The sequence below is a fragment of the Thermoactinomyces sp. CICC 10735 genome (assembly GCF_016055175.1).
GTDB classification, from domain to species: Bacteria; Bacillota; Bacilli; order Thermoactinomycetales; family Thermoactinomycetaceae; genus Thermoactinomyces; species Thermoactinomyces vulgaris.
Genome location: NZ_JAECVT010000001.1, coordinates 262,527 through 282,684, shown reverse-complemented (window position 1 = coordinate 282,684; position 20,158 = coordinate 262,527). Strand labels below are relative to the sequence as shown.

At 49.5% G+C, this 20,158-nt stretch carries 24 protein-coding genes and 1 tRNA gene; 1 reads left to right on the top strand and 24 read right to left on the bottom strand.

The genetic code is table 11. The features are described 5' to 3' along the window. Positions 1 to 29: 29 nt before the first annotated feature. The 22 genes from trpA to I8U23_RS01340 form a co-directional block, all read right to left on the bottom strand. The gene (trpA, locus tag I8U23_RS01445; RefSeq protein WP_049720000.1) at positions 30 to 827 is read right to left on the bottom strand and encodes a tryptophan synthase subunit alpha; all 798 of its coding nucleotides are present in this window, start codon (positions 825 to 827) and stop codon (positions 30 to 32) included. Further along, positions 827 to 2,026, bottom strand: a complete 1,200-nt coding sequence (gene trpB / locus I8U23_RS01440) for a tryptophan synthase subunit beta (protein WP_198050629.1) — start codon at positions 2,024 to 2,026, stop codon at positions 827 to 829. The genes trpA and trpB overlap by 1 nt, the downstream gene beginning before the upstream one ends. Then, a complete protein-coding gene (locus I8U23_RS01435; RefSeq protein WP_198050628.1) occupies positions 2,010 to 2,678 on the bottom strand; it encodes a phosphoribosylanthranilate isomerase in 669 nt (222 codons plus the stop codon). Before I8U23_RS01435 ends, trpB begins: the two co-directional genes overlap by 17 nt. Beyond that, entirely contained in the window at positions 2,675 to 3,454 is a 780-nt protein-coding gene (gene trpC, locus I8U23_RS01430) for an indole-3-glycerol phosphate synthase TrpC (RefSeq protein WP_037995254.1), read from the bottom strand. Before trpC ends, I8U23_RS01435 begins: the two co-directional genes overlap by 4 nt. Next, positions 3,444 to 4,466, bottom strand: coding sequence for an anthranilate phosphoribosyltransferase (gene trpD, locus I8U23_RS01425; protein ID WP_198050627.1), 1,023 nt, complete (start codon positions 4,464 to 4,466; stop codon positions 3,444 to 3,446). Before trpD ends, trpC begins: the two co-directional genes overlap by 11 nt. Beyond that, positions 4,463 to 5,977 (bottom strand): anthranilate synthase component I, encoded by a 1,515-nt coding sequence (trpE, locus tag I8U23_RS01420; protein ID WP_049719996.1) that lies wholly within the window; start codon positions 5,975 to 5,977, stop codon positions 4,463 to 4,465. Before trpE ends, trpD begins: the two co-directional genes overlap by 4 nt. 230 nt (positions 5,978 to 6,207) lie before the next feature. Next, entirely contained in the window at positions 6,208 to 7,317 is a 1,110-nt protein-coding gene (gene aroB, locus I8U23_RS01415; RefSeq protein ID WP_175413184.1) for a 3-dehydroquinate synthase, read from the bottom strand. Continuing rightward, the gene (gene aroC / locus I8U23_RS01410; RefSeq protein WP_049719995.1) at positions 7,317 to 8,477 is read right to left on the bottom strand and encodes a chorismate synthase; all 1,161 of its coding nucleotides are present in this window, start codon (positions 8,475 to 8,477) and stop codon (positions 7,317 to 7,319) included. The genes aroB and aroC overlap by 1 nt, the downstream gene beginning before the upstream one ends. A 197-nt stretch (positions 8,478 to 8,674) precedes the next feature. Continuing rightward, a complete protein-coding gene (gene ndk, locus I8U23_RS01405) occupies positions 8,675 to 9,118 on the bottom strand; it encodes a nucleoside-diphosphate kinase (RefSeq protein ID WP_198050626.1) in 444 nt (147 codons plus the stop codon). Between the two features lie 91 nt (positions 9,119 to 9,209). After that, positions 9,210 to 10,181 carry a polyprenyl synthetase family protein gene (locus tag I8U23_RS01400; RefSeq protein WP_049720044.1) on the bottom strand — a complete coding sequence of 324 codons (972 nt, stop codon included), beginning with the start codon at positions 10,179 to 10,181 and terminating at the stop codon, positions 9,210 to 9,212. 96 nt (positions 10,182 to 10,277) lie between these two features. Then, entirely contained in the window at positions 10,278 to 11,147 is an 870-nt protein-coding gene (locus I8U23_RS01395) for a UbiA-like polyprenyltransferase (protein ID WP_037995267.1), read from the bottom strand. Positions 11,148 to 11,169: 22 nt separating this feature from the next. Continuing rightward, entirely contained in the window at positions 11,170 to 11,895 is a 726-nt protein-coding gene (locus I8U23_RS01390) for a demethylmenaquinone methyltransferase (RefSeq protein ID WP_037995270.1), read from the bottom strand. Continuing rightward, positions 11,892 to 12,629: a heptaprenyl diphosphate synthase component 1 gene (locus I8U23_RS01385; protein WP_049719994.1), complete on the bottom strand. Its 738-nt coding sequence runs from the start codon at positions 12,627 to 12,629 to the stop codon at positions 11,892 to 11,894. The genes I8U23_RS01390 and I8U23_RS01385 overlap by 4 nt, the downstream gene beginning before the upstream one ends. A 26-nt stretch (positions 12,630 to 12,655) precedes the next feature. Beyond that, positions 12,656 to 13,216, bottom strand: a complete 561-nt coding sequence (locus I8U23_RS01380; RefSeq protein WP_198050625.1) for a hypothetical protein — start codon at positions 13,214 to 13,216, stop codon at positions 12,656 to 12,658. A gap of 77 nt (positions 13,217 to 13,293) precedes the next feature. After that, positions 13,294 to 13,515: a trp RNA-binding attenuation protein MtrB gene (gene mtrB, locus I8U23_RS01375; protein WP_037995275.1), complete on the bottom strand. Its 222-nt coding sequence runs from the start codon at positions 13,513 to 13,515 to the stop codon at positions 13,294 to 13,296. A gap of 98 nt (positions 13,516 to 13,613) precedes the next feature. Beyond that, positions 13,614 to 13,690: transfer RNA gene (locus I8U23_RS01370), tRNA-Pro, on the bottom strand. A gap of 78 nt (positions 13,691 to 13,768) precedes the next feature. Further along, positions 13,769 to 14,332, bottom strand: a complete 564-nt coding sequence (gene folE / locus I8U23_RS01365; RefSeq protein WP_037995277.1) for a GTP cyclohydrolase I FolE — start codon at positions 14,330 to 14,332, stop codon at positions 13,769 to 13,771. A 144-nt stretch (positions 14,333 to 14,476) separates the two neighbouring features. Further along, positions 14,477 to 14,752 carry an HU family DNA-binding protein gene (locus I8U23_RS01360; RefSeq protein WP_037995279.1) on the bottom strand — a complete coding sequence of 92 codons (276 nt, stop codon included), beginning with the start codon at positions 14,750 to 14,752 and terminating at the stop codon, positions 14,477 to 14,479. A gap of 170 nt (positions 14,753 to 14,922) precedes the next feature. Next, positions 14,923 to 16,401, bottom strand: a complete 1,479-nt coding sequence (gene spoIVA, locus I8U23_RS01355; RefSeq protein WP_198050624.1) for a stage IV sporulation protein A — start codon at positions 16,399 to 16,401, stop codon at positions 14,923 to 14,925. A gap of 164 nt (positions 16,402 to 16,565) precedes the next feature. Next, entirely contained in the window at positions 16,566 to 16,709 is a 144-nt protein-coding gene (locus I8U23_RS01350) for a hypothetical protein (protein WP_156097728.1), read from the bottom strand. 69 nt (positions 16,710 to 16,778) lie between these two features. Next, the gene (locus I8U23_RS01345) at positions 16,779 to 17,510 is read right to left on the bottom strand and encodes a hypothetical protein (RefSeq protein WP_037995283.1); all 732 of its coding nucleotides are present in this window, start codon (positions 17,508 to 17,510) and stop codon (positions 16,779 to 16,781) included. Between the two features lie 12 nt (positions 17,511 to 17,522). Beyond that, positions 17,523 to 17,747 carry a hypothetical protein gene (locus tag I8U23_RS01340; protein WP_037995285.1) on the bottom strand — a complete coding sequence of 75 codons (225 nt, stop codon included), beginning with the start codon at positions 17,745 to 17,747 and terminating at the stop codon, positions 17,523 to 17,525. Positions 17,748 to 17,824: 77 nt separating this feature from the next. On the opposite strand from I8U23_RS01340, the gene I8U23_RS01335 reads away from it, so the two are divergent. Further along, positions 17,825 to 18,364: a hypothetical protein gene (locus I8U23_RS01335; protein WP_131470932.1), complete on the top strand. Its 540-nt coding sequence runs from the start codon at positions 17,825 to 17,827 to the stop codon at positions 18,362 to 18,364. Between the two features lie 163 nt (positions 18,365 to 18,527). On the opposite strand, the gene I8U23_RS01330 is transcribed toward I8U23_RS01335, so the two are convergent. Both I8U23_RS01330 and plsY read right to left on the bottom strand, forming a co-directional pair. Continuing rightward, the gene (locus I8U23_RS01330) at positions 18,528 to 19,553 is read right to left on the bottom strand and encodes an NAD(P)H-dependent glycerol-3-phosphate dehydrogenase (protein ID WP_049719991.1); all 1,026 of its coding nucleotides are present in this window, start codon (positions 19,551 to 19,553) and stop codon (positions 18,528 to 18,530) included. Then, positions 19,550 to 20,158 carry a glycerol-3-phosphate 1-O-acyltransferase PlsY gene (gene plsY, locus I8U23_RS01325; RefSeq protein ID WP_037995289.1) on the bottom strand — a complete coding sequence of 203 codons (609 nt, stop codon included), beginning with the start codon at positions 20,156 to 20,158 and terminating at the stop codon, positions 19,550 to 19,552. Before plsY ends, I8U23_RS01330 begins: the two co-directional genes overlap by 4 nt.

Here is a 20,158-nt window from a genome sequence, read left to right as displayed (position 1 = left end):
CCATTCCCTTTCAATTTTTTATTTCTATCTTACTCCGATTTTAACTGTCTGACAAACACCCTGATGTTCTTCAACCCGTCTTCCCTTTTCCCCGGATCCTTCAACAAGTCCGATTGTTCCTCGATTATCTTGACCAACGCACTACCGACCACAACAGCATCGGCATGGTTTAAAAAGTGCCGGACGTGTTCCCGGTTGGAAATGCCAAAACCCACTGCCGTGGGAACCGGGCTGAACTTCCGGACCGTATCCAGAAACTGACTGGTGTGTCCGGCGAATTGATCCCGCATCCCGGTCGTTCCCAGTGAAGAGACGCAGTAAACAAACCCTTGGGCTTCTGAAACGATTTCTTTCACCCGGTCTTGGGATGTCGGCGCCACCAGGGGAATCACGCACAAACCGCGTTTTTTCCCCAAATGGCGTAATTCTTCGCTTTCTTCAAAAGGCAAATCCGGGACGATCAACCCGTCAAATCCGTGAGCGGCTGCTTCATCCACCAGTTTTTCCATGCCAAACCGGTACACGGGATTGGCATACGTAAACAAAATCAGAGGCACTTCACTGCCGTTTTTTCGCATCTTTTTTCCCAATTGAAGCACTTTGTCCAAAGTCACCTGGTTTTTCAAAGCACGCTCCCCCGCGGCCTGAATGGCCGGACCGTCGGCCATCGGATCCGAAAAAGGAACCCCCAACTCAATGGCCGATGCCCCTTCCTCTTCCAGCAACCGGATAAGGCTTTCCGACACTTCCATATCCGGATCGCCGCACATGATGAAAGGAATGAAATGGTTCTCTTTTTGAACAAAGGTTTGTTGCAAACGGTTCATCACGATTCACCTCTTAACGCCCGGCGGATCGTTTCCACATCCTTATCCCCGCGGCCTGATAAACAAATCACAATCAAATCCCGAAAATCCCGTTGTTTGGCCAACCGGATCCCTTCCCAAACGGCATGCGCCGACTCCAACGCAGGCAAAATCCCCTCCGTCCGGCAAAGGATTTTCACCGCTTCCAATGCTTCTTGGTCGGTCACCGACGTATAGCGCACCCAGCCGGTCTTGTGCAGGTACGCATGCTCGGGCCCGACCCCGGGGTAATCCAGTCCGGCTGAAATGGAATGGGCCGGCAACACCTGGCCGTTTTCATCCTGCAGGAAATAACTGTACATGCCGTGCAAGACGCCGGTTTCCCCTTTGCTGAGCGAAGCGGCATGCAATCCGGTGGACAATCCTTTTCCCGCGGCTTCCACCCCGTGAAGACGCACCTCTTCCTCATCCAGAAACCCGGAAAACATGCCGATCGCATTGCTTCCTCCCCCGACACAAGCCACGACATCCGTCGGAAGTCGTCCTTCCCGGTTTAATATTTGGATCCGGGTCTCATCGCCGATCACCCGTTGGAACGTTTTGACAATCAGCGGATAAGGATGGGGACCCACGGCCGAACCGATCAGATAGAAGGCATGGTCCACCTCCGCCACCCAACGCCGGAGCGCTTCATTGGTGGCATCCTTTAATGTGCGGGTACCGGAACAAACCGGTTGCACTTTCGCCCCCAAAAGTTCCATCCGAAAAACATTCAACTGTTGCCGCTGGATATCTTCTTCTCCCATAAACACTTCGCATTCCAAGCCCAAAAGTGCGGCAACCGTTGCCGTGGCCACTCCGTGCTGACCGGCTCCGGTTTCGGCAATCAATTTGGTTTTTCCCATCCGCTTGGCCAAAAGCGCCTGCCCCAAGGCGTTGTTGATCTTGTGGGCACCGGTATGGTTCAAATCCTCCCTTTTTAAATAAATTTTGGCCCCACCGGCATATTCGGTGAGTCTTTTTGCATAAGTCAATGCGGTCGGGCGTCCTGAATAATGTTCCAACCAATGGTTTAACTCTTCTTTAAAGGAAGGATCCTTCATTGCCTCTTCAAATCCGGCTTCCAGTTCAATCAGGGCATTCATGGTGGTTTCGGGAACGTAACGTCCCCCGAATTCCCCGAATCTCCAAGACGCGGCTTTTTTATGAAGTAGCGGCATAAGCTCTTTTCACCCTTTCCAAAAAAAGACGCATTTTTACGCCGTCTTTGCGTTGATTGATTTCTATTCCGCCGGACACGTCAATTCCGTCGGGACGATAGCGGGTGATCAACTCCACCACATTGTTTTCGTCCAATCCACCGGCAACCCAACAGGGCAGATTCAACTTGTTGCACGCCTCTTTCCAGGCCGGGACCAAACGCCAATCAAACGGTTTTCCGGTTCCGCCTTTGATGTTTCCGGCGGCGGTGTCGAGCAAAATCGCATCGGCCCACGGCTGATACGCTTTTAGCCTCGCCGGTTCCGGCCAAGCATCTTGCATATGAATCACTTTGGTAAGATGAAGGCCGGGCCGGGCCGATTTGATTTTCCGGAGCAACCCTGCAGGTTCTTCTCCATGCAATTGAATGCCGGACAGGGACGCGGTTTCCAACCAACTTTTCACTTCATCCCAAGAAGGATTTTGTAAAACCCCGATGGCCGCCTGCCCTGCAGACAGATGCCGGATCAATTCCGGCAATCGGCTGCGGGTCACGGACCTTCTCCGGCCGGGAACCAAAATAAATCCCACGGCATCCACCGGCAACCGGCTGACCTTTTGCACATCCCGAACGCTTTGAAAACCGCAAAACTTAATAAACGGCTTTTTCATCGGCTTAAACCCTCTCGCAAATCACGAACGGCCCATTCCGGATTTTCCTGGCGCATCAGGTATTCCCCGACCAGCAATCCTTGCACTCCGGCTTTGTGAATCCGCTTTGCATCTTCCAAAGAGAGAACGCCGCTCTCACCGATCACAGGGCGTCCCGGGGGAATGAGCGGTCTCAGCTTCTCAGTATGGGAGATATCGGTTTGAAAAGTATGCAAATTCCGGTTATTGATTCCGATCACATCCGGATCGCACGAAAGCGCCAGAGGAATTTCGTCTTCTTCATGGATTTCAACCAAAACTTCCATCCCCAGCTCATGGGCCGTCCGGGTGAACCGTTTTAAGCGCTTTTCATCCAATAAAGCGGCAATGAGTAAAATGATGTCGGCTCCCAACAGTTTGCTTTCATACACTTGCAATTCATCGATGATGAAATCTTTGCGAAGCACGGGCAAGCCGACATTTTGTTTCACTTGTGTCAAATATTCCGGTTTACCGTGAAAATAAACGGTATCCGTCAACACCGACACGGCCGCCGCTCCGCCAAGCTCATATCCCTTGGCCACCTTCACCGGATCCACCTTTTCCGAGATCACCCCTTTGGACGGAGAGGCGGATTTCACTTCGGCAATAACGGCGGCCTCCGTCCCCGCAAGCTTCTCTTTTAAAGACAACCCGTTCGGAAGGCGTTTGGCACGCTTGCAGTCATGCGGGGAAATTTGATCGTGAAGGGCTCTGATTTCTTTTGCTTTGGTGTTTGCGATTTTTTCAAGAAACATAGGTTACCTCCTTCGAAGCATGAACCACTTTGCTCAGCTGCTCCCGGGCACGTCCCGATTGAATGATCCGTTTCGCCTGCTCCGTCCCTTCTTTCAATGATCCGGCTTTCCCCGCAAGATAGAGGACCGCCCCGGCATTGATGCTGACGATATCGGCAGGAGCCCCCTCCTTGCCCGCAAAAACTTCTTTCATGATCCGGGCATTTTCTTCTGCGGTTCCGCCCCGAAGACTGGCTGCATGCCAACGGTTCACTCCGAGGGACTCCGGAGTGACCTCGTAAGTTTTCATCTCTCCGTTCTCCAATTCACTGATGCGGGTCGCATCCGTCACCGTCATCTCATCCAAGCCGTCCAGCCCCGACACCACCAGCGCTCTTTTGACGCCCAAGTGATTCAATACATGCGCCACCTTCCCGGTTAAGCCGGCATCATAAACGCCCAACAATTGCACTTTCACCCGCGCCGGATTCAACAGGGGCCCCATCAAATTGAAACAGGTGCGAAACCCAAGCTCTTTCCGGATGGACATCACCTTTTTGACCGCCGGATGGAACAAAGGGGCGAATAAAAAGCAAAGTCCTGTCTTTTCAAGCATTTTTACTGCTTCATCGGCATTCAAACGGATATTCATCTTTAAGGCCTCCAAGGCATCGGCACTCCCGCTTTTGCCGGATACCGCGCGGTTTCCGTGTTTGATGACGGGCACCCCCGCCGCAGATGCAACGATGGATGCCGCTGTTGAAATGTTAAATGTATTTTGTCCGTCCCCGCCGGTTCCGCAAGTATCCACCGCTTCTTCAAACGGGTTCCGGACGGGAATGGCTTGCGAATGGATGCCTTCGACAAAACCGATCAGTTCTTCCACCGTTTCCCCTTTCATCCGCATCGCTGTCAAAAAACTTGCGATTTGTGTCTGTGGCACGTTTCCGTTGATCATCTCTTCCATCGCTTGTTTTGCTTCACTGCGGCTGAGAGGTTCTCCTTCCACCACTTTTTTCAGAAACGGCTTCATCCTACCGAACTCCCTGCCTTTTCCGGCCGGACCATCGCCAATGCTTTGAGCATCCCCTTTGCTTTATGCCAGGTCTCGAAATATTCCCTTTCCGGATCCGAACCGGCGACAATGCCCGCACCGGATTGAACCTGTGCTTTTCCGTCACGGAACACAATGGTCCGGATGGTAATGCATTTGTCCATATCCCCACTGAAACTGAAATAACCGAGCGCTCCCCCGTAAATGCCCCGGGGAGACGCCTCCAGGTCGGCGATGATTTCCATTGCCCGCACCCTGGGCGCTCCGGACAAGGTCCCCGCCGGGAAACAAGCGAGCAAAGCATCCATGGGTTTCTTTCCTTCTTTCAGTTCCCCTTGGATCCGGGAAACCAGATGCATGACGTGGGAATACTTTTCGATCTTCATATAATCCGGCACTTTCACCGTCCCCACTTTGGCAACGCGCCCGATGTCTTCCCGTCCCAGATCTACCAGCATCACATGTTCGTCGCGTTCTTTTTGGTCTTGCAACAAATCCTCCATCAATGCCTGGTCTTCCAGTTCGTCTTTTCCGCGCGGTCTGGTTCCGGCAATGGGACAAGTTTCAGCGGTGGAACCGGTGACACGCACCAACACTTCCGGCGAAGTCCCGACAACCTTTTCGTCCCCAAAGTTCAAATAATACATGTAAGGGGAAGGATTCAAAACCCTTAACGCCCGGTAAACTTCGAAAGACGGAGGTGCCGGATCAACCGTCAGCGAACGGGCAAGAACCACTTGCAAAACTTCGCCGTTTTGAATGTATTCCTTGGTTTGCTTCACCATTTGCATAAATTCGTCTTTGCTGACGTCCGCTTTGACATCCTGTTCGGAAACTTCCCTCTCTTCAAAAGATAATGAAGGAACGGGGCCCGGTTTCTTCAAAAACTCCGATGACCATTTCTCCAGCCGGTCCGCCTCCTGATCATAGGCCTCTTTTATTTCCTGATTGGACATCCCGGGGGAAACCTTCAGGTGGGAAACAAAAATGACTTCTTCTTTCAGATGGTCAAAAACCAGCAATCGGTCCACAAACATGTAATGAAGGTCGTTTTGGTCAGAAGTCCCTTTGGTCACCTTCCGGTCCGGCTCCTTAAACCGGATGGCATCGTAACCGGTATAGCCGACCGCCCCTCCCAGAAATGAGGGAAAATCTTTATAAACCGGGGTTTGATACTGTTCAAGCATGGATTGTAAAAAAGCAAACGGGGAAGGAGTCACTGTTTTTTGGCTTTCGCCATTCCGCTTTGTCGTCGTGATTTCGGTCCCTTTTCCTTTTACCGTCAAAAACGGGTCATATCCGATAAAGGAATACCGGGATCGGTGCTCACTCTCTTCGACACTTTCCAACAAAAAGGAATAAGGTTGATCCTTCACCCGCGCATACAAACGGATGGGGGTTTCGGTATCAGCCAGCACTCTTTTGCAAAGCGGAATCAATTGATATTTTTTGCTCAGTGACAACGCAGTTTCTCTTGTGGGGTAAATCAAAAAAATCCCTCCTCAAAAATGGGTTTTGAGAGAAGGGAACAGCGGGGAATGCAGAGGAAAATATAAAAAACCAAAGCAAGCGTTGCTTTGGCTGCTTTTTCATGTATCATTCAGCCTCCACTCTGCTCCGCTATCTCCATTCTCTGCTCAACTCAGCTCATCTGAATAACTATGCTACTCATTCTATGATTATTACTTTATCGAAGAGGCAAAAAATTGTCAACCCGAAATCAGGATTTCATTTCCCGGTCCGGCAACAATTGATGCAAGACCCGTTTGATCTCTTCCTCCGGCACATCCCGTACAATCTCCACTTTGCCGATATCCCGGGCCAGTACAAACACATATTGTCCTTGTTGAGCTTTTTTGTCCCGCTTCATGATCCCGATCAGGGACTCAACCGGCCATGAGTCGGTACAAACAACGGGCAGTCCGAATGATTTCAGAATCCGTCCGGTTTCCCGGACCACCTCCCGGCCCGTCCCCAACAACCGTTCACTTAACTGTGCGGCACCGTTCATTCCAATGGAAATCGCCTCTCCATGGGTGTAAACCTGATATTCGGACACCGCCTCCAAGGCATGGCCAATGGTGTGGCCATAATTCAAAATGGCGCGAAGTCCGGTTTCCCTCTCATCTTGTGACACCACATCCACCTTGACCTGACAACCCCGGTAAACGGATTCCATCATGGCATCATGGTCCCGTGCATCAAGCGACTTGCGATGTTCATCCAACCATTCGACGAAGGAAGCATCCCGGATCAGCCCGTGTTTGATCACTTCTGCCATCCCGGAGCGCCATTCTCTCACCGGCAGTGTCTTTAAACAGGCCACATCAAAGACAACCATCAACGGCTGATGAAAGGCGCCGATATAATTTTTTCCCATGGGATGGTTCACGGCCACTTTGCCGCCGACACTGCTGTCATGGGCCAATAAAGTGGTGGGAATTTGAATGAACGGAATCCCCCGCATGTAACTGGCCGCCAAAAAACCGGCCAGATCGCCTACCACACCTCCTCCCAAGGCCAGAATCACACTGCGGCGATTTAGACCAAACTTCAAACATTCCCCCGTCAAATGTTCCAGCATTTGCAAGCTCTTGCTTTTCTCCCCTGCTTCGACGACAGATATCCCCGCCTGAAATCCGGCTTGCTCCAACGCTTCGCGCAATTTGCCGGCATAAAGCGGAGCCACATGGGTGTCCGTGACAATCATCAGCTTGCAATCTGTTTCAATGTGATGTTGCTTTAAGAACGAAGGCACTTTTTCCAACAAACCGTTTCCGATATAAATCGGGTAAGACCGTTCCTTCCCATGTACCGTTAATGTTTTCATCAGAAACTCAACACTCTTTCCCGATACTGCTTCAGTTGCTGTTTCACCTCATCCATGGTGTCTCCTGAAAATTTGTCCATGAGTGCTTGCGCCACTTCCCATGCCACCACATTTTCCATCACCACGCTGGCCGCCGGAACCGCACAGCTGTCAGAACGTTCGATACTTGCCTGAAATGGTTCTTTTGTCTCAATATCGACACTTTGAAGCGGTTTATACAAGGTGGGAATGGGCTTCATGACGCCTCTTACAATGATGGGCTCGCCAGTGGTCATTCCACCTTCCAATCCTCCCAGCCGGTTGGTCCGGCGGTAAAAGCCGCGTTCCTTTGACCACAAGATTTCGTCATGGACTTCGGATCCCTTCCGCTTGGCGGCCTCAAAACCGATTCCAAACTCGACTCCTTTAAAGGCATTGATGCTGACCACAGCACGCGCAATCTTGGCATCCAGTTTGCGGTCCCAATGAACATGGCTTCCCAGTCCGACCGGAACCCCCTGCACAATGGTCTCCACGACGCCTCCCAGGGAATCTCCCTCTTTTTTCGCTTGATCGATAAGGACCATCATTTTTTCTTCAGCGTTTTGATCCAGACAACGCACCGGCGACAATTCGGCACGCTCCACCATCTCCTCAAAGGACAAATCCACCGGTTCCGCAACGACATCGCCAATGCGAATCACATGACCGGCAATGCGGATTCCGCATTCTTCGAGAATCAAACGGGCCACCGCTCCTGCAGCGACACGGGCTGCGGTTTCCCTGGCGCTGGAACGTTCCAAAACATCACGCATATCCCGGTGTTGATACTTGATGGCTCCATTTAAATCGGCATGACCCGGTCGCGGTCGGGAAATTTTCCGTTTCTCCGCTTCTTCCGGAATCGGATCCACACTCATCACTTTTTTCCAATGGGTAAAATCCCGGTTTTCAATCACAAGGGTGACAGGAGCTCCCGTTGTCTTCCCGAACCGGACACCGGACAAAATTTTCACCTGATCCTTTTCAATCTGCATGCGACGACCGCGACCATATCCCTTTTGACGACGGGCCAATTCGCGGTCGATTTTCTCTTTATCCAAGGAAAGTTGGCTGGGCAATCCTTCAATGATCACTGTTAATTGTGGACCGTGTGACTCTCCTGCTGTCAGATACCTCATGCTCATCTCCCTCTCATCTCAATGAAAAAATTTGATAGTAATCATAACACAGATCGACCGAACTGGGGAGAGCCAATTCCAAATGAAACCCTTTTTCAAACCCGGTTTGAAATATGGTCCCGGCATTTTCCAATCCACCGGCTCCAGTAAAAAAAATCAAGGCATAGCTTTTTCGCTATGCCTTTTCAAACCGGTTTTCAGATCCAACGATTGATGGTTTTCTCATAATGATTGAAATCTTCCTCATCAAACCACAATGCAATTTCACGCTCGGCGCTTTCCGGCGAATCGGAACCGTGAACGATATTCATCGCCACATTGACGCCGTAATCGCCCCGGATCGTTCCCGGCAACGCTTCGGAAGGATTGGTTTTCCCCATCATTTGGCGAGCTGCCGCAATAATGCCGTTTCCTTGCCAAACCATCGCAAAGACCGGTCCGGAAGTAATGAAGTCCACCAACTCGCCAAAGAAGGGCTTCTCTTTATGCTCGATGTAATGTTGCTCTGCAAGCTCGTGGGATACGGTCATCAACTTGGCACCCACCAGTTGGTAACCTTTCCTCTCAAAACGGGATACGATTTCTCCGATCAATCCGCGTTGCACACCATCCGGCTTTACCATGATAAATGTTTTTTCCATTTGGTTCATCCTCCACCTTTATGTATGAACAAAAAGAAAAAAGCGTCATGAAAAATTTTAACAAGTTTAAATTGTAAACGCAACCATCCCGTCAATAAGAACGTTCAACAATGAATTCTGCAATCAGCCGGAGGGATTCCCGTTCCGTGGAGACCGGTAATTGCTTTAAACAGTGCATCGCTTTATTCATATAGCGCTTGGACAAATCCAAGGTATATTCGATTCCCCCGCTTTCTCTGACCTGATCCAACACCTGTGAGAGGGCGACCGTTTCCCCTTGCGTGCGCAAATAAGAACGAATAGAGTTGCGCACATCTTCATCGCCTTGGCATAACGCATAAATCACCGGCAAGGTCACGTTCCCCTGCCGCAAATCATTACCCGCCGGTTTGCCCAATGTCTTTTCATCCCCGATGAAATCCAATACATCATCCTTCAGCTGAAAAGCCATTCCCACGTAATACCCGTATGCTTTCAACCACTGAACATAGCGGGGGGAAGCCTGGCTCACGAGTGCCCCCAATTGACAACTGACCGACATGAGCAAAGCAGTTTTCCGTTTAATCCGGCGTAAATAACGGCGCAACGACAATCTTTCCGAATACAGATCCTCGATCTGGTCCATTTCCCCCAAGCAAACCAAGGTCATCGCTTTGGCCAGAATGGGATGAACCGTCTTGTCCTTCAAACCGGACAACTCCATCAAGGCCCGGGCCAAAATAAAGTCCCCGGTATACATGGCCACTTTATTGTCCCATTCCTTTTTGATGGTCGCTTGCCCCCGTCGTGTATCCGCATCGTCAATCACATCATCATGAACCAGGGTAGCCATGTGTATCAACTCCAGCGCCACGGCTACCCTTTTTAATTCTTCACGCTCATAATGACCAAACCGACCGGACAACAGCACAAACACAGGGCGCATCCGCTTGCCGCCGGCTTTGAGCAAATGTGCGGATGATTCATTGAGCACCGGCTGTCCGGTCTTGATAGCGTTTTGTAATTCTTCTTCAATCCAATCCAGATCCTTTTTGATCACATGGTAAATTTCTTGCAAATTCATCATCTTCACCCTAACACATGCCACCCCGGCAACCGGTTGGCATGCCAATTTCAAAATCCTCAATCCGGCTTTCCTTAACGAACCGGCCATTCGCCTTTACAGCCATACATCCAGAAGCATAAAGGCGAACACAACCACACTCAGAACCCCGTTCATGGTAAAAAACGCAGTGTTTAAACGGGATAAATCGTCTGCAGAAACAATGGCGTGTTCGTAAATCAGAACCCCCAATGCAATGGCTGTTCCGATCCCGAACCAGATGCCCAGGTTGGTCAGCAGCAACAGCGCAATCAATCCGACTGCCGTCCCAACGTGCATCAGTGAAGAGATCACCAATGCTTTTCTGACTCCAAAGCGCGCCGGGATGGAGTGAATTTTTTCTTTCCGGTCAAACTCGACATCCTGGCAGGCGTAAATCACATCAAATCCGCCAATCCACAGCGCCACTGTCGCAAACAAAATCAGGGAGACCCAATCGATTTGAGCGGTGGTGGCCACCCATCCCCCCAACGGGCCCAAGGCGGTGGCGATTCCCAAAAAGAAATGGCATGTCCATGTGAAACGTTTGGTATACGAATAAAACCACAGAAAAAACACGGCCACCGGCAATAAATACACGGCCAGCATATTCAACTGATAAGCCGAGAGAAAGAGCAGCGCAAACGAAACAATGACAAATCCCCATACAAAGGTGGTTGAAACCAAACCGGCCGGAATTGCCCGGTTTTTCGTGCGGGGATTTTTGGCATCGATATGCCGGTCGATCAATCGGTTCAGGGACATCGCCGCACTCCGCGCACCGACCATCGCCAACGTCACCCATCCCATTTCGGCCCAAGAAGGAAACTCCCCTCTTACTTCCAAACTTCCCAAGATTGCCCCGAGATAGGCAAAAGGCAACGCAAATATGCTGTGTTCAAACTTGATCATTTCCAACACGATTTTTAATTTGTTCCATGCATTCATCCAACCATCTTCCTTCTGTTTCTTATCCATTGATTGGTTTTTTTCCGATATGAAGAGCGGTAATGCCGCCGGTCAGCGGGTAAACCCGGATCTCTTCAAGCCCCGCCTCTTCTTTCATCAACTTCGCCAACTCTTTGTAATCGGGAAAAGGAACGAGTGATTCCGGCAGCCAGCGGTATTGCTCATAACGGCCGGCAAACCATTTTCCCAACAGCGGCAAAATCCGTTGAAAATAAAAATAATAAACCGCCCGGAATGGAGGCCACGTCGGCTTGGACAGTTCCAGGGAAACAACTTGTCCTCCCGGCTTGACAACCCGTTTCATCTCTTTTAACACTTGGACAAGATCCGGAACATTCCTCAGTGCAAAACCGATGGTGGCATGATCAAACGTATTGTCCGGAAAAGGCAGATTCATCGCATCCCCGTGCACCAGCCGGATTTGGCCGGACAAAGCTTCCTTTTCCACTTTCTTTTTGCCGACATCCAACATTTTTTCACTGAAATCCAGTCCGACAATTTCCCCGGTCCCGGATGCGCGGGCCAGGGAAATTGTCCAGTCACATGTCCCGCAACAGACGTCAATGGCTGTTTCGCCCGGTTTCACTTTCATTTTTTTCATGGCAAACTTGCGCCAGACTTTATGCATGCGAAAACTCAGCAACGTATTCATCCGGTCATAATCTTTGGCGATATTTTCAAACACCTGATGGACAAACCGGGATTTCGCTTCGCCTTCCCGTGTCAAGATTCATCACTCGCTTTCGATACAGCCGTATCTGTCTCCGGCAGTTGATGGATTAAGAATGTCAAGAAAGGATCCCCGGCTTGGCGGCCTGCCTCCTGAAGAAACTCCACTCTTTGCCGCAGTTCATTCGTCCACACCTCATGTTGATGCAGCCGGGAATCAGCGGTTTGCGTCGTTTCATAAAGAACGACCAACGCTTTTGCAATCTGAACCTTCAAGTTTTCTTCAACATGAAAAAAGTCGGCGAGCGCCGTAACCCATGCTGTTGCAATTTTTTCAAAGTAAAACCAGACTTTTTCCACGTCCGGATCCTTTTTGTCATGAAGCAGAGAATGCAAAGACATTTTCCATTCATTCACCCGGCAAGTCACACCGGCCAGACAACGGATCCCTTCGGTTTCATGCCAGCCGGCCAGATGCCAATAAAACAAGCTGCTGTAATGATCCCCGGCTAAAACCGTCAGCTGCTGTTTTTGCTCGTTTTCGGAATCCGGGGAAGCGACCGCCACGCGTTCATGCATATCCGTTCCCATTTTCACCAATGTGGTTGCCAGAATGTACAAGTCCGCCCTTTTTTTGTCCACAGCCAGATCGCCGAGCAACCACTGTAAAACTTGGACAAAAAAAACTGGGACTTCCGCTTCCCCGATTATTTTGCGTACATATTTGTGATTTGCATCATTTTGAATTTGTGTAATCAACTGATTTAATGATTCATTATGTATGAATGCCATAAACAAAGTTCCCCCATTGAGGTAGTTCAAACACTGCGAATAGTATACCATACTTTTTTGGTGGATAGGCATTCTTCCAAGGTTTTCCCCTCATCACGGGAACGGGAAGAAAACCGGGTCATTTCAAACACACCCTCCAAAATCTCCTGATCCGACAACGCTTTCATCGGTGCTTTCTGCAACGCCGGCAAATCTTCTTTTCCGGCTTCCACAAAGTAACTTTCACCGGGTCTGAAATGCACAAGAACTTCCACCCGGTTGATATTTTCGACTTGCTCCAGCATCGGACAAATCAACCGCACCATCTCATGCTCCATTTCCGGTTTGGTCTGTCTGAAAGCAGTGAGCTCCAAATAAACGTTTTGCTGACGAAGGTCGGCCCGTTGAATCGTCAACTGGATCTGCCGGCTCACCAAATAGTCCACTAAATTTTCGTTGGTCAACCGATGAACTTTTTCCTCTTTAAAAACCGGTTTTGTCGGCGGGTTGTCGGGAAACAACGTCCGGCTGCACATCCAGGAAATCATCAGCGCTAAAACCGTGGACAACAAAACCGCAGCAAACCATCGGACCAGAAAACTTCTCACCCTTGTTTCCCCCTTTGATCTCCCTGATTTTATTTTATAAACAACAAGGGGGAAACATGCCTTGGGCAACAAGACCTCTACTCATCCGTCTCGATTGTTCCGAAACTGGTCATGACCGTTGCCTTTCCGCGAACTTTAATGGCGGAGGTGTTCTCCGTGAATTGTGCAATCATCACTTCGCCCCGGTCCAACTTTTCTGAATGATGAAAACGGGTGTCTCTTCCCCGGGTCAATCCGATTACATTCACCCCGTTCTCTTTGGCTTTGATAATCACATAATCACCTGAAGTTTCCTTCAATGCAAATCCCTCCTTGAGAAAATCAACTTTATTTTACCACGGTTTCATCCTTGCCATGACAATAAAAGAGACTCTCCCATGAGGAAGAGTCTCGTTGTTGGTCGGGCTAGCCAGATTTGAACTGACGACCTCTTGCGCCCCATGCAAGCGCGCTACCAAACTGCGCCATAGCCCGTCATATAATTCATATTGTCTCTCAGTGACAACTAAGATTATATAACGGGTTTTATACAGTGTCAAGAGGTTTTTTTCATTATTTTAAACCAATCAAACTCATGGCTTCGGCACGGGCAGCCGAATCTTCTGCAAACACTCCCCTGACGGCCGAGGTGACGGTTTTGGAACCCGGTTTTTTAACCCCCCGCATGGTCATGCACATATGTTCTGCTTCGATGACGACAATCACACCATACGGATCCAACGACTCCACAATGGAATCGGCCACCGTCGAAGTAATCCGTTCTTGCAATTGGGGTCTTCTGGCTACCGTTTCAACTGCGCGGGCCAACTTGCTGAGCCCGGTCACTCTTCCTCCGCGCGGGATATAACCAATATGGGCTTTCCCGAAAAACGGAACCAAATGATGCTCACAAGTGGAGAAAAAAGGAATGTCTTTCACCAAGACGAGTTCCTCGTGATCTTCACTAAAAACCACGGAAAATTGATCCTTCGGATCTTTGTTTAATCCCGAAAAAATCTCTTCATACATCCGTGCCACACGTTTTGGGGTATCTAATAAACCTTCACGGTTTGGATCTTCGCCGACAGCTTCTAAAATCATGCGTACCGCTTCTTCAATCTTGCGATGGTCTACCATTTATGTTCCTCCATCCAAAAACAAATTCCTGTACAATAAGTATTATACCAATAGAAACAAGGAACATTATATCATATTATAAAAAAACAAAAAGACCTCGAAGAAACGAGGTCTTTTTGGCAGGTTATGTAGTCCCAGCAATCATTACTTATTGACTTCTTCGCGCAATTGTTTACCTGCTTTGAAAGAAACACTTTTGCGAGCCGGAATGATCATTTCTTCACCGGTGCGCGGATTACGCCCTTTGCGCTCAGGCTTATCTTTCACTTCAAAGTTTCCGAATCCAATCAGTTGCACTTTTTCTCCTTCACGCAATGCTCCGGCAATGGCTTCCAATACAGCTTCAACCGATTTCGAAGCATCTTTTTTCGTCATTTCAGTAGCCTCTGCTACTTTATTGATCAGATCGGTTTTGTTCATATTCGCACCTCCGTTTACGAATCCAACACTCTTGCCATACAACCGGCAAATGAGTGGATTTGCGTGGGACAATCCTATACTAATATAGACAAATCGTAAGTTCAAGAGAATCTTTGCGATTTTCCCGGATAACAATAAAAAAAGCGCTGAAAACGCGCTTTCCATATTATTTATAATATAATGGCAATTAATCCCCCGGAACCCTCATTAATGATCCGCTCGAGTGTCTCCTGCAATTTATAGCGGGCATTTTCCGGCATCATGGACAGTTTGGCCTGAATGCCTTCCCGGACGATAGAATTCAGGGAACGGCCAAAGATGTCGGAATTCCAGATTTGCAACGGGTCTTTCTCAAAATCGCGCATCAGGTAATTGACCAGCTCTTCACTCTGTTTTTCCGAACCGATGATGGGCGCAAATTCGGAAGTCACGTTCACCCGGATCATATGGATCGAAGGTGCGGTTGCTTTCAAACGGACTCCAAAGCGGCTTCCCTGTTTGATCAATTCGGGTTCATCCAATGTCATTTCCTCGATTGCAGGGGCTGCCACGCCATAGCCGGTCGTACGCACCATTTTTAATGCATCTGCCACTTTGTCATATTCCCGCTTGGCAATGCTGAACTCCTGCATCAATTCCAACAGGTGATCCCGACCGCGAATTTCAACGCCGACCACTTCCTGCAACACCTGGTCATACAGATCATCCGGGGCATACAGATCAATTTCGGCAACGCCTTGCCCCATATCCATTCCGGACAGAGATGCTTTGTCAATGAAATCATATTGATAAAACTGTCCCACCACCCGGTCCACATCCCGGAGCCTTTTAATGTCTTTGACCGTTTCGCGCACGGACTCTTCAAAACTTTGCCGCAACCAATGATCTTCTTCAAGAACCATGACCCAGCTCGGGAGATTGACATTGACTTCACGCACCGGGAATTCATAAAGCACTTCCTTCATAATGCCCAAAATATCTTCTTCACTCATCGTGGCCACACTGACAGCCAGAACGGGGATGTCATATTTTTCTGCAAGTTCGTCCCTTAAAGCCTGGGTTTGTTCACTGTACGGCTGGGTTGAATTCAAGATCAGGATAAACGGTTTCCCCACTTCCTTCAGTTCTTCGATGACACGCTCTTCCACTTCTTCATAAGACTCCCGGGCCAAATCGGTGATACTGCCATCACTGGTGATTACAATGCCAACCGTTGAATGCTCCTGAATCACTTTCCGGGTGCCCACTTCCGCCGCTTCCTGAAACGGAATCGGCTCTTCAAACCACGGGGTGCTGATCATCCTCGGCCCGTTTTCATCCTCATAACCTTTGGCGCCCTCTATGGCATAGCCCACACAATCCACCAAACGAATATTGACATCCAATCCTTCGTCCACATGGATCTGAATCGCCTGATTGGGCACAAATTTCGGCTCGATGGTTGTGATGGTACGTCCTGCACCGCTGTGCGGCAACTCATCCGTCGCTCTCACTCTTTCAGCTTCATCTTCAATGTTTGGGATGACAACCTGTTCCATGAACCGCTTGATAAATGTTGATTTACCGGTGCGCACCGCACCGACCACACCCAGGTAAATATCTCCTCCTGTTCTCTCTGCAATATCTTTCAGGATATCTACTTTTTCCACGAAATTCCCTCCTCCAGAACTTAAACATCACATGCTGGTCTTGTCGCCGGTGCGAAGGCAACCCCTCCCTCCGGAACCTTCCTTGGACACTACTAATATATGAATGCTTCGCTCCAATATGATTCTTTGGGTAAAAAAATAGAGCTCTCTTTTTGCAAGAAGCTCTAAGATGAACGGGATGACAAGCGGTCTTTGTGACGGGAAGAGGTTACTTTCGTCCGGAATGCGGATATTTTCACAGACCCCGACAACCTTCCCAACAAGAAAACCGACGGGATCGCCAAAAGGTGAAGCAAAAGCAGTTCCATGGGACTTCACTCCTCGGGCCCAAAGTTCTTCCGCTTGTTTTCATCCTTATTCAAAGAAAAAACAGTTATTCATTTTTTGCTGTGGCTTTCCTCATCCACCGGCAACAACCAAGGTTCGTTCCCCTTCATTTGGATCTTCGGGGAAAATGCGGGGACAAAAAGTGCATCTTCGGATAACCACAGGCGCAAATCCGTCTCTTCATCCGGTTTCTCTTTCGCATTTTGCCATTTTTTCATCACTTCTGTCCGGTAATCGAGATAAACTTTTCCTTGCCCGTTGACCACCAAAGGCAGGTTTTCCCCGGAATAAGGGCTGGGCACCTCCACGGGGTCCATACGCAGTTTTTGGAAATCGACGGTGTAAAATGGCCCGTTGATTTTCTCTTTGACCGGTAAAGAATGATGTTGTTTCACATAGCTGTTCACTTCAGCTTGGACTTTCATGACCGCATCATTGACGCGAAGGTCAAATAAGCGGACTTTGGGATCCTTTTCCACATCGACCAGAACAAACAAAAAATATCCGCCCTTTTCAAATGCCGATGGCGGGATATTCCCCAAAATCCCTTTCAGCTCTTCAAAGTTCACCTTGTACTTGGTCGTTAATTTTTCGTCCTCTTCTGTATACTTAAATGGCAAAACCCGGTTTTCCCGGTAATAGGCATCGACCGCCCCCTGCACTTGCGCCACTTGTTCCGGAAGCCGGTCGAGCTGCATCCGTTCCTCCTCCGGATACATACAACCGGCCGCAAGAAGCAGAACAAGGCTGAACATCCCGGGTAACCACTTTTTGAACCGCAAAACCATCCCTCCTCACGTAAACATTCGAATCACAAAGAGCACAACCACCAACAGGAGCAAGAAGGAAACGGTTGAAAAAATCATACTCACCCAGGCCCTTTTTTGTTGCCGTCCGATGGCCACCAAGATATTGATCAGCACCAATAAAAACAAGACAATCATTAAGTCCAATCTTTCCACACTTCCTTTTTCGTTTTCACCGGGATGGGTGAAATCCGCACCGGCCCAGGGGATCACAGGACATCTGCCTCAATACATTCGCCTGCCCTGTGCATAAGATAAATGGACATTAGCCTGAAATGGAGGAAGCCAACATGAGTAACCAACGAAATCGACCAAATGCTTCTCGCAAAAAGAGAAGAAAAAAAGTGACTTCCCCGGCAAAACCGGTTCAGCCGCCCGGCAAAGCGAAGCCGGAACCGCTGCCCCCCATGACATCCGAACATATCGCAAAAGTTCTGAGCGGATTTATGACCTTGCGTTCAACCATCCAAGACTTGAGCAAGTCCATCCAAAAGCTTGAAAACATCATGGATTCGGCATACAAAATTTTCGAATTGTCCAATCAGTTGAAATCCGCCCAGCAAGCGTTTCCGTCACAACGCGCTTTTCCCATGCTTCCCCCGCCGGATCGGGAACACACCCCTTCTTTGCCAAGGGAAGAAGACATCCCGGTCATTGATTGGCCGGACGAAAAAAAAGCGGATCCCCCATCCCTCTTTTCATCCATCAGCATCGGCCAAATTCTTGAACTGTTACAATCTCCGTGGATTCAAAGAATGATTGCACAACTGTTCCGTCCCAAAACAGCTTCCACTTCTTCTTATTCCCAAATCAAACGAAAACAGGGGTAATGCTTATCAGGCATTACCCCTGTTTCTTGTACCCTGCTTCTCCTGACCAATCTGATTCCCTGTCCTTGTATCAGTGCTCAAGTTTTGTGGATATTGGTTGAAGCTATTACAGAGTATGAAATCACCGAAAAGCTTGCAACAGGGAAAAAGCCCAAATATCATTTTACCAACCTTGGACGATTTCTTCCAGTTCTTTTGTCCGTCCACGCTCCATCAATTCTTTTACGGCTTGTCTAGGTTCTTTGTTCTCAAAAAGCACCAAATACAGTTGTTCATTGATGGGCATTTCCACATTGTATCGCTTCTTTAAAGCATGGGCGGCACGGGTGGTTTTCACCCCTTCGACAACCATTCCCATTTCCTTAAGAACCTCATCCAACTTTTTGCCTTGGCTCAGCATATTGCCTGCCCGGAAATTCCGGCTGTGCTTGCTGGTGCAAGTCACAAACAAGTCCCCGACTCCGGCGAGGCCGGCAAAGGTAATGGGCTCGGCTCCCATCGCGGAACCTAGGCGGGCAATTTCGGCCAATCCGCGGGTCATCAGTGCGGCTTTGGCATTATCCCCGAATTGAAGCCCATCAGCCAAGCCGGAAGCGAGAGCGATCACGTTTTTCAGCGCCCCGCCCACTTCGACACCCACCACGTCCGGATTGGTGTAGACACGAAAATAATGGTTCATAAACAAGGTTTGGACCTTTTCCGCAGCCGGTAATCCGGAGGATGCAACAACAACGGTCGTCGGACACTTTCGAATCACTTCTTCCGCATGGCTGGGACCGGATAATACGACCAGCCGATCCCGGAACGACTCGCCCAGTTCTTCCAGCAAAACCTCCGACATTCGCTTCCACGAATCCAATTCGAAACCTTTTGTCGCATGCACAACGAGTGCATCCGGAGGCAGATACGGCTTCACTTTTCCGGCCACTTCCCTCATCGTGTGCGAAGGCACCACAAAAACGACGATGTCCCGCCCCTTCAGGCACTCAGCCAGCGAAGGGGAGGCAAAAAGCGATTCCGGAAGTTTCACCCCCGGCAAATATTTCTCATTGGTGTGAGATTGGTTGATTTCATTTGCCTGCTCATCCCTGCGGGCCCATATCTTCACATCATGGCCATTTTCCACAAGAACCGATGCCAGAGCGCTTCCCCAACTCCCTGCACCCAGCACTGCTATTCGTTGTTTCATGCCTTCTCTCCTCTGAATGAGATCTTCCGTTCTTTTCCGCGAATCAAATTACGAATGTTCTCCCGGTGGCGCCAAACGGACATCACCGTGATAATGAGCATCAGCCCGATCAAGCCCCCGGAATAATCCAGGATCCACATCATAACCGGGATAAAGAGGGCCAAAACCAGAGACCCCAATGAAACATAACGGGTAATAACAATAAACAAAATCGCCAAAATCCCGGAAACGAGGGTGGCGCCAAAAAAACAGGTGGCTGTCACCCCGACCATGGTGGCGATCCCTTTTCCTCCCCGAAAACGAAGAAACACTGGCCAGTTATGGCCGACAATGGCCGCAATCCCGCAAACAACCATCCATACCGGGTCTCCGTGAGACAACCAGTGACCCAGTCCCACCGCCGCCACTCCCTTGACGGCATCAAGGACAAAGACGGCCGCCGCAGGTCCTGCGCCAAGAACACGCAACGTGTTTGTCGCCCCGGCATTCCCGCTTCCATATTCCCGAATATCCACGCCTTTTAACCAGCGTGTAAACAAATAACTGAAACTGATCGACCCCAGTAAATAGGAGATCAATAAAGATATCCCCCAACTGAACAACAT

What these genes read in the sequence shown, in the direction of transcription:
- aroB (WP_175413184.1), bottom strand. Translation starts at nt 7,317, where the DNA reads ATGAAAACATTAACGGTACATGGGAAGGAACGGTCTTACCCGATTTAT.
- I8U23_RS01350 (WP_156097728.1), bottom strand. Translation starts at nt 16,709, where the DNA reads ATGGAACTGCTTTTGCTTCACCTTTTGGCGATCCCGTCGGTTTTCTTG.
- plsY (WP_037995289.1), bottom strand. Translation starts at nt 20,158, where the DNA reads ATGTTGTTCAGTTGGGGGATATCTTTATTGATCTCCTATTTACTGGGG.
- trpB (WP_198050629.1), bottom strand. Translation starts at nt 2,026, where the DNA reads ATGCCGCTACTTCATAAAAAAGCCGCGTCTTGGAGATTCGGGGAATTC.
- trpC (WP_037995254.1), bottom strand. Translation starts at nt 3,454, where the DNA reads ATGTTTCTTGAAAAAATCGCAAACACCAAAGCAAAAGAAATCAGAGCC.
- I8U23_RS01435 (WP_198050628.1), bottom strand. Translation starts at nt 2,678, where the DNA reads ATGAAAAAGCCGTTTATTAAGTTTTGCGGTTTTCAAAGCGTTCGGGAT.
- I8U23_RS01395 (WP_037995267.1), bottom strand. Translation starts at nt 11,147, where the DNA reads ATGAATGCATGGAACAAATTAAAAATCGTGTTGGAAATGATCAAGTTT.
- I8U23_RS01385 (WP_049719994.1), bottom strand. Translation starts at nt 12,629, where the DNA reads ATGGCATTCATACATAATGAATCATTAAATCAGTTGATTACACAAATT.
- I8U23_RS01330 (WP_049719991.1), bottom strand. Translation starts at nt 19,553, where the DNA reads ATGAAACAACGAATAGCAGTGCTGGGTGCAGGGAGTTGGGGAAGCGCT.
- trpD (WP_198050627.1), bottom strand. Translation starts at nt 4,466, where the DNA reads ATGAAGCCGTTTCTGAAAAAAGTGGTGGAAGGAGAACCTCTCAGCCGC.
- I8U23_RS01360 (WP_037995279.1), bottom strand. Translation starts at nt 14,752, where the DNA reads ATGAACAAAACCGATCTGATCAATAAAGTAGCAGAGGCTACTGAAATG.
- folE (WP_037995277.1), bottom strand. Translation starts at nt 14,332, where the DNA reads ATGGTAGACCATCGCAAGATTGAAGAAGCGGTACGCATGATTTTAGAA.
- trpA (WP_049720000.1), bottom strand. Translation starts at nt 827, where the DNA reads ATGAACCGTTTGCAACAAACCTTTGTTCAAAAAGAGAACCATTTCATT.
- I8U23_RS01400 (WP_049720044.1), bottom strand. Translation starts at nt 10,181, where the DNA reads ATGAATTTGCAAGAAATTTACCATGTGATCAAAAAGGATCTGGATTGG.
- aroC (WP_049719995.1), bottom strand. Translation starts at nt 8,477, where the DNA reads ATGAGGTATCTGACAGCAGGAGAGTCACACGGTCCACAATTAACAGTG.
- ndk (WP_198050626.1), bottom strand. Translation starts at nt 9,118, where the DNA reads ATGGAAAAAACATTTATCATGGTAAAGCCGGATGGTGTGCAACGCGGA.
- I8U23_RS01335 (WP_131470932.1), top strand. Translation starts at nt 17,825, where the DNA reads ATGAGTAACCAACGAAATCGACCAAATGCTTCTCGCAAAAAGAGAAGA.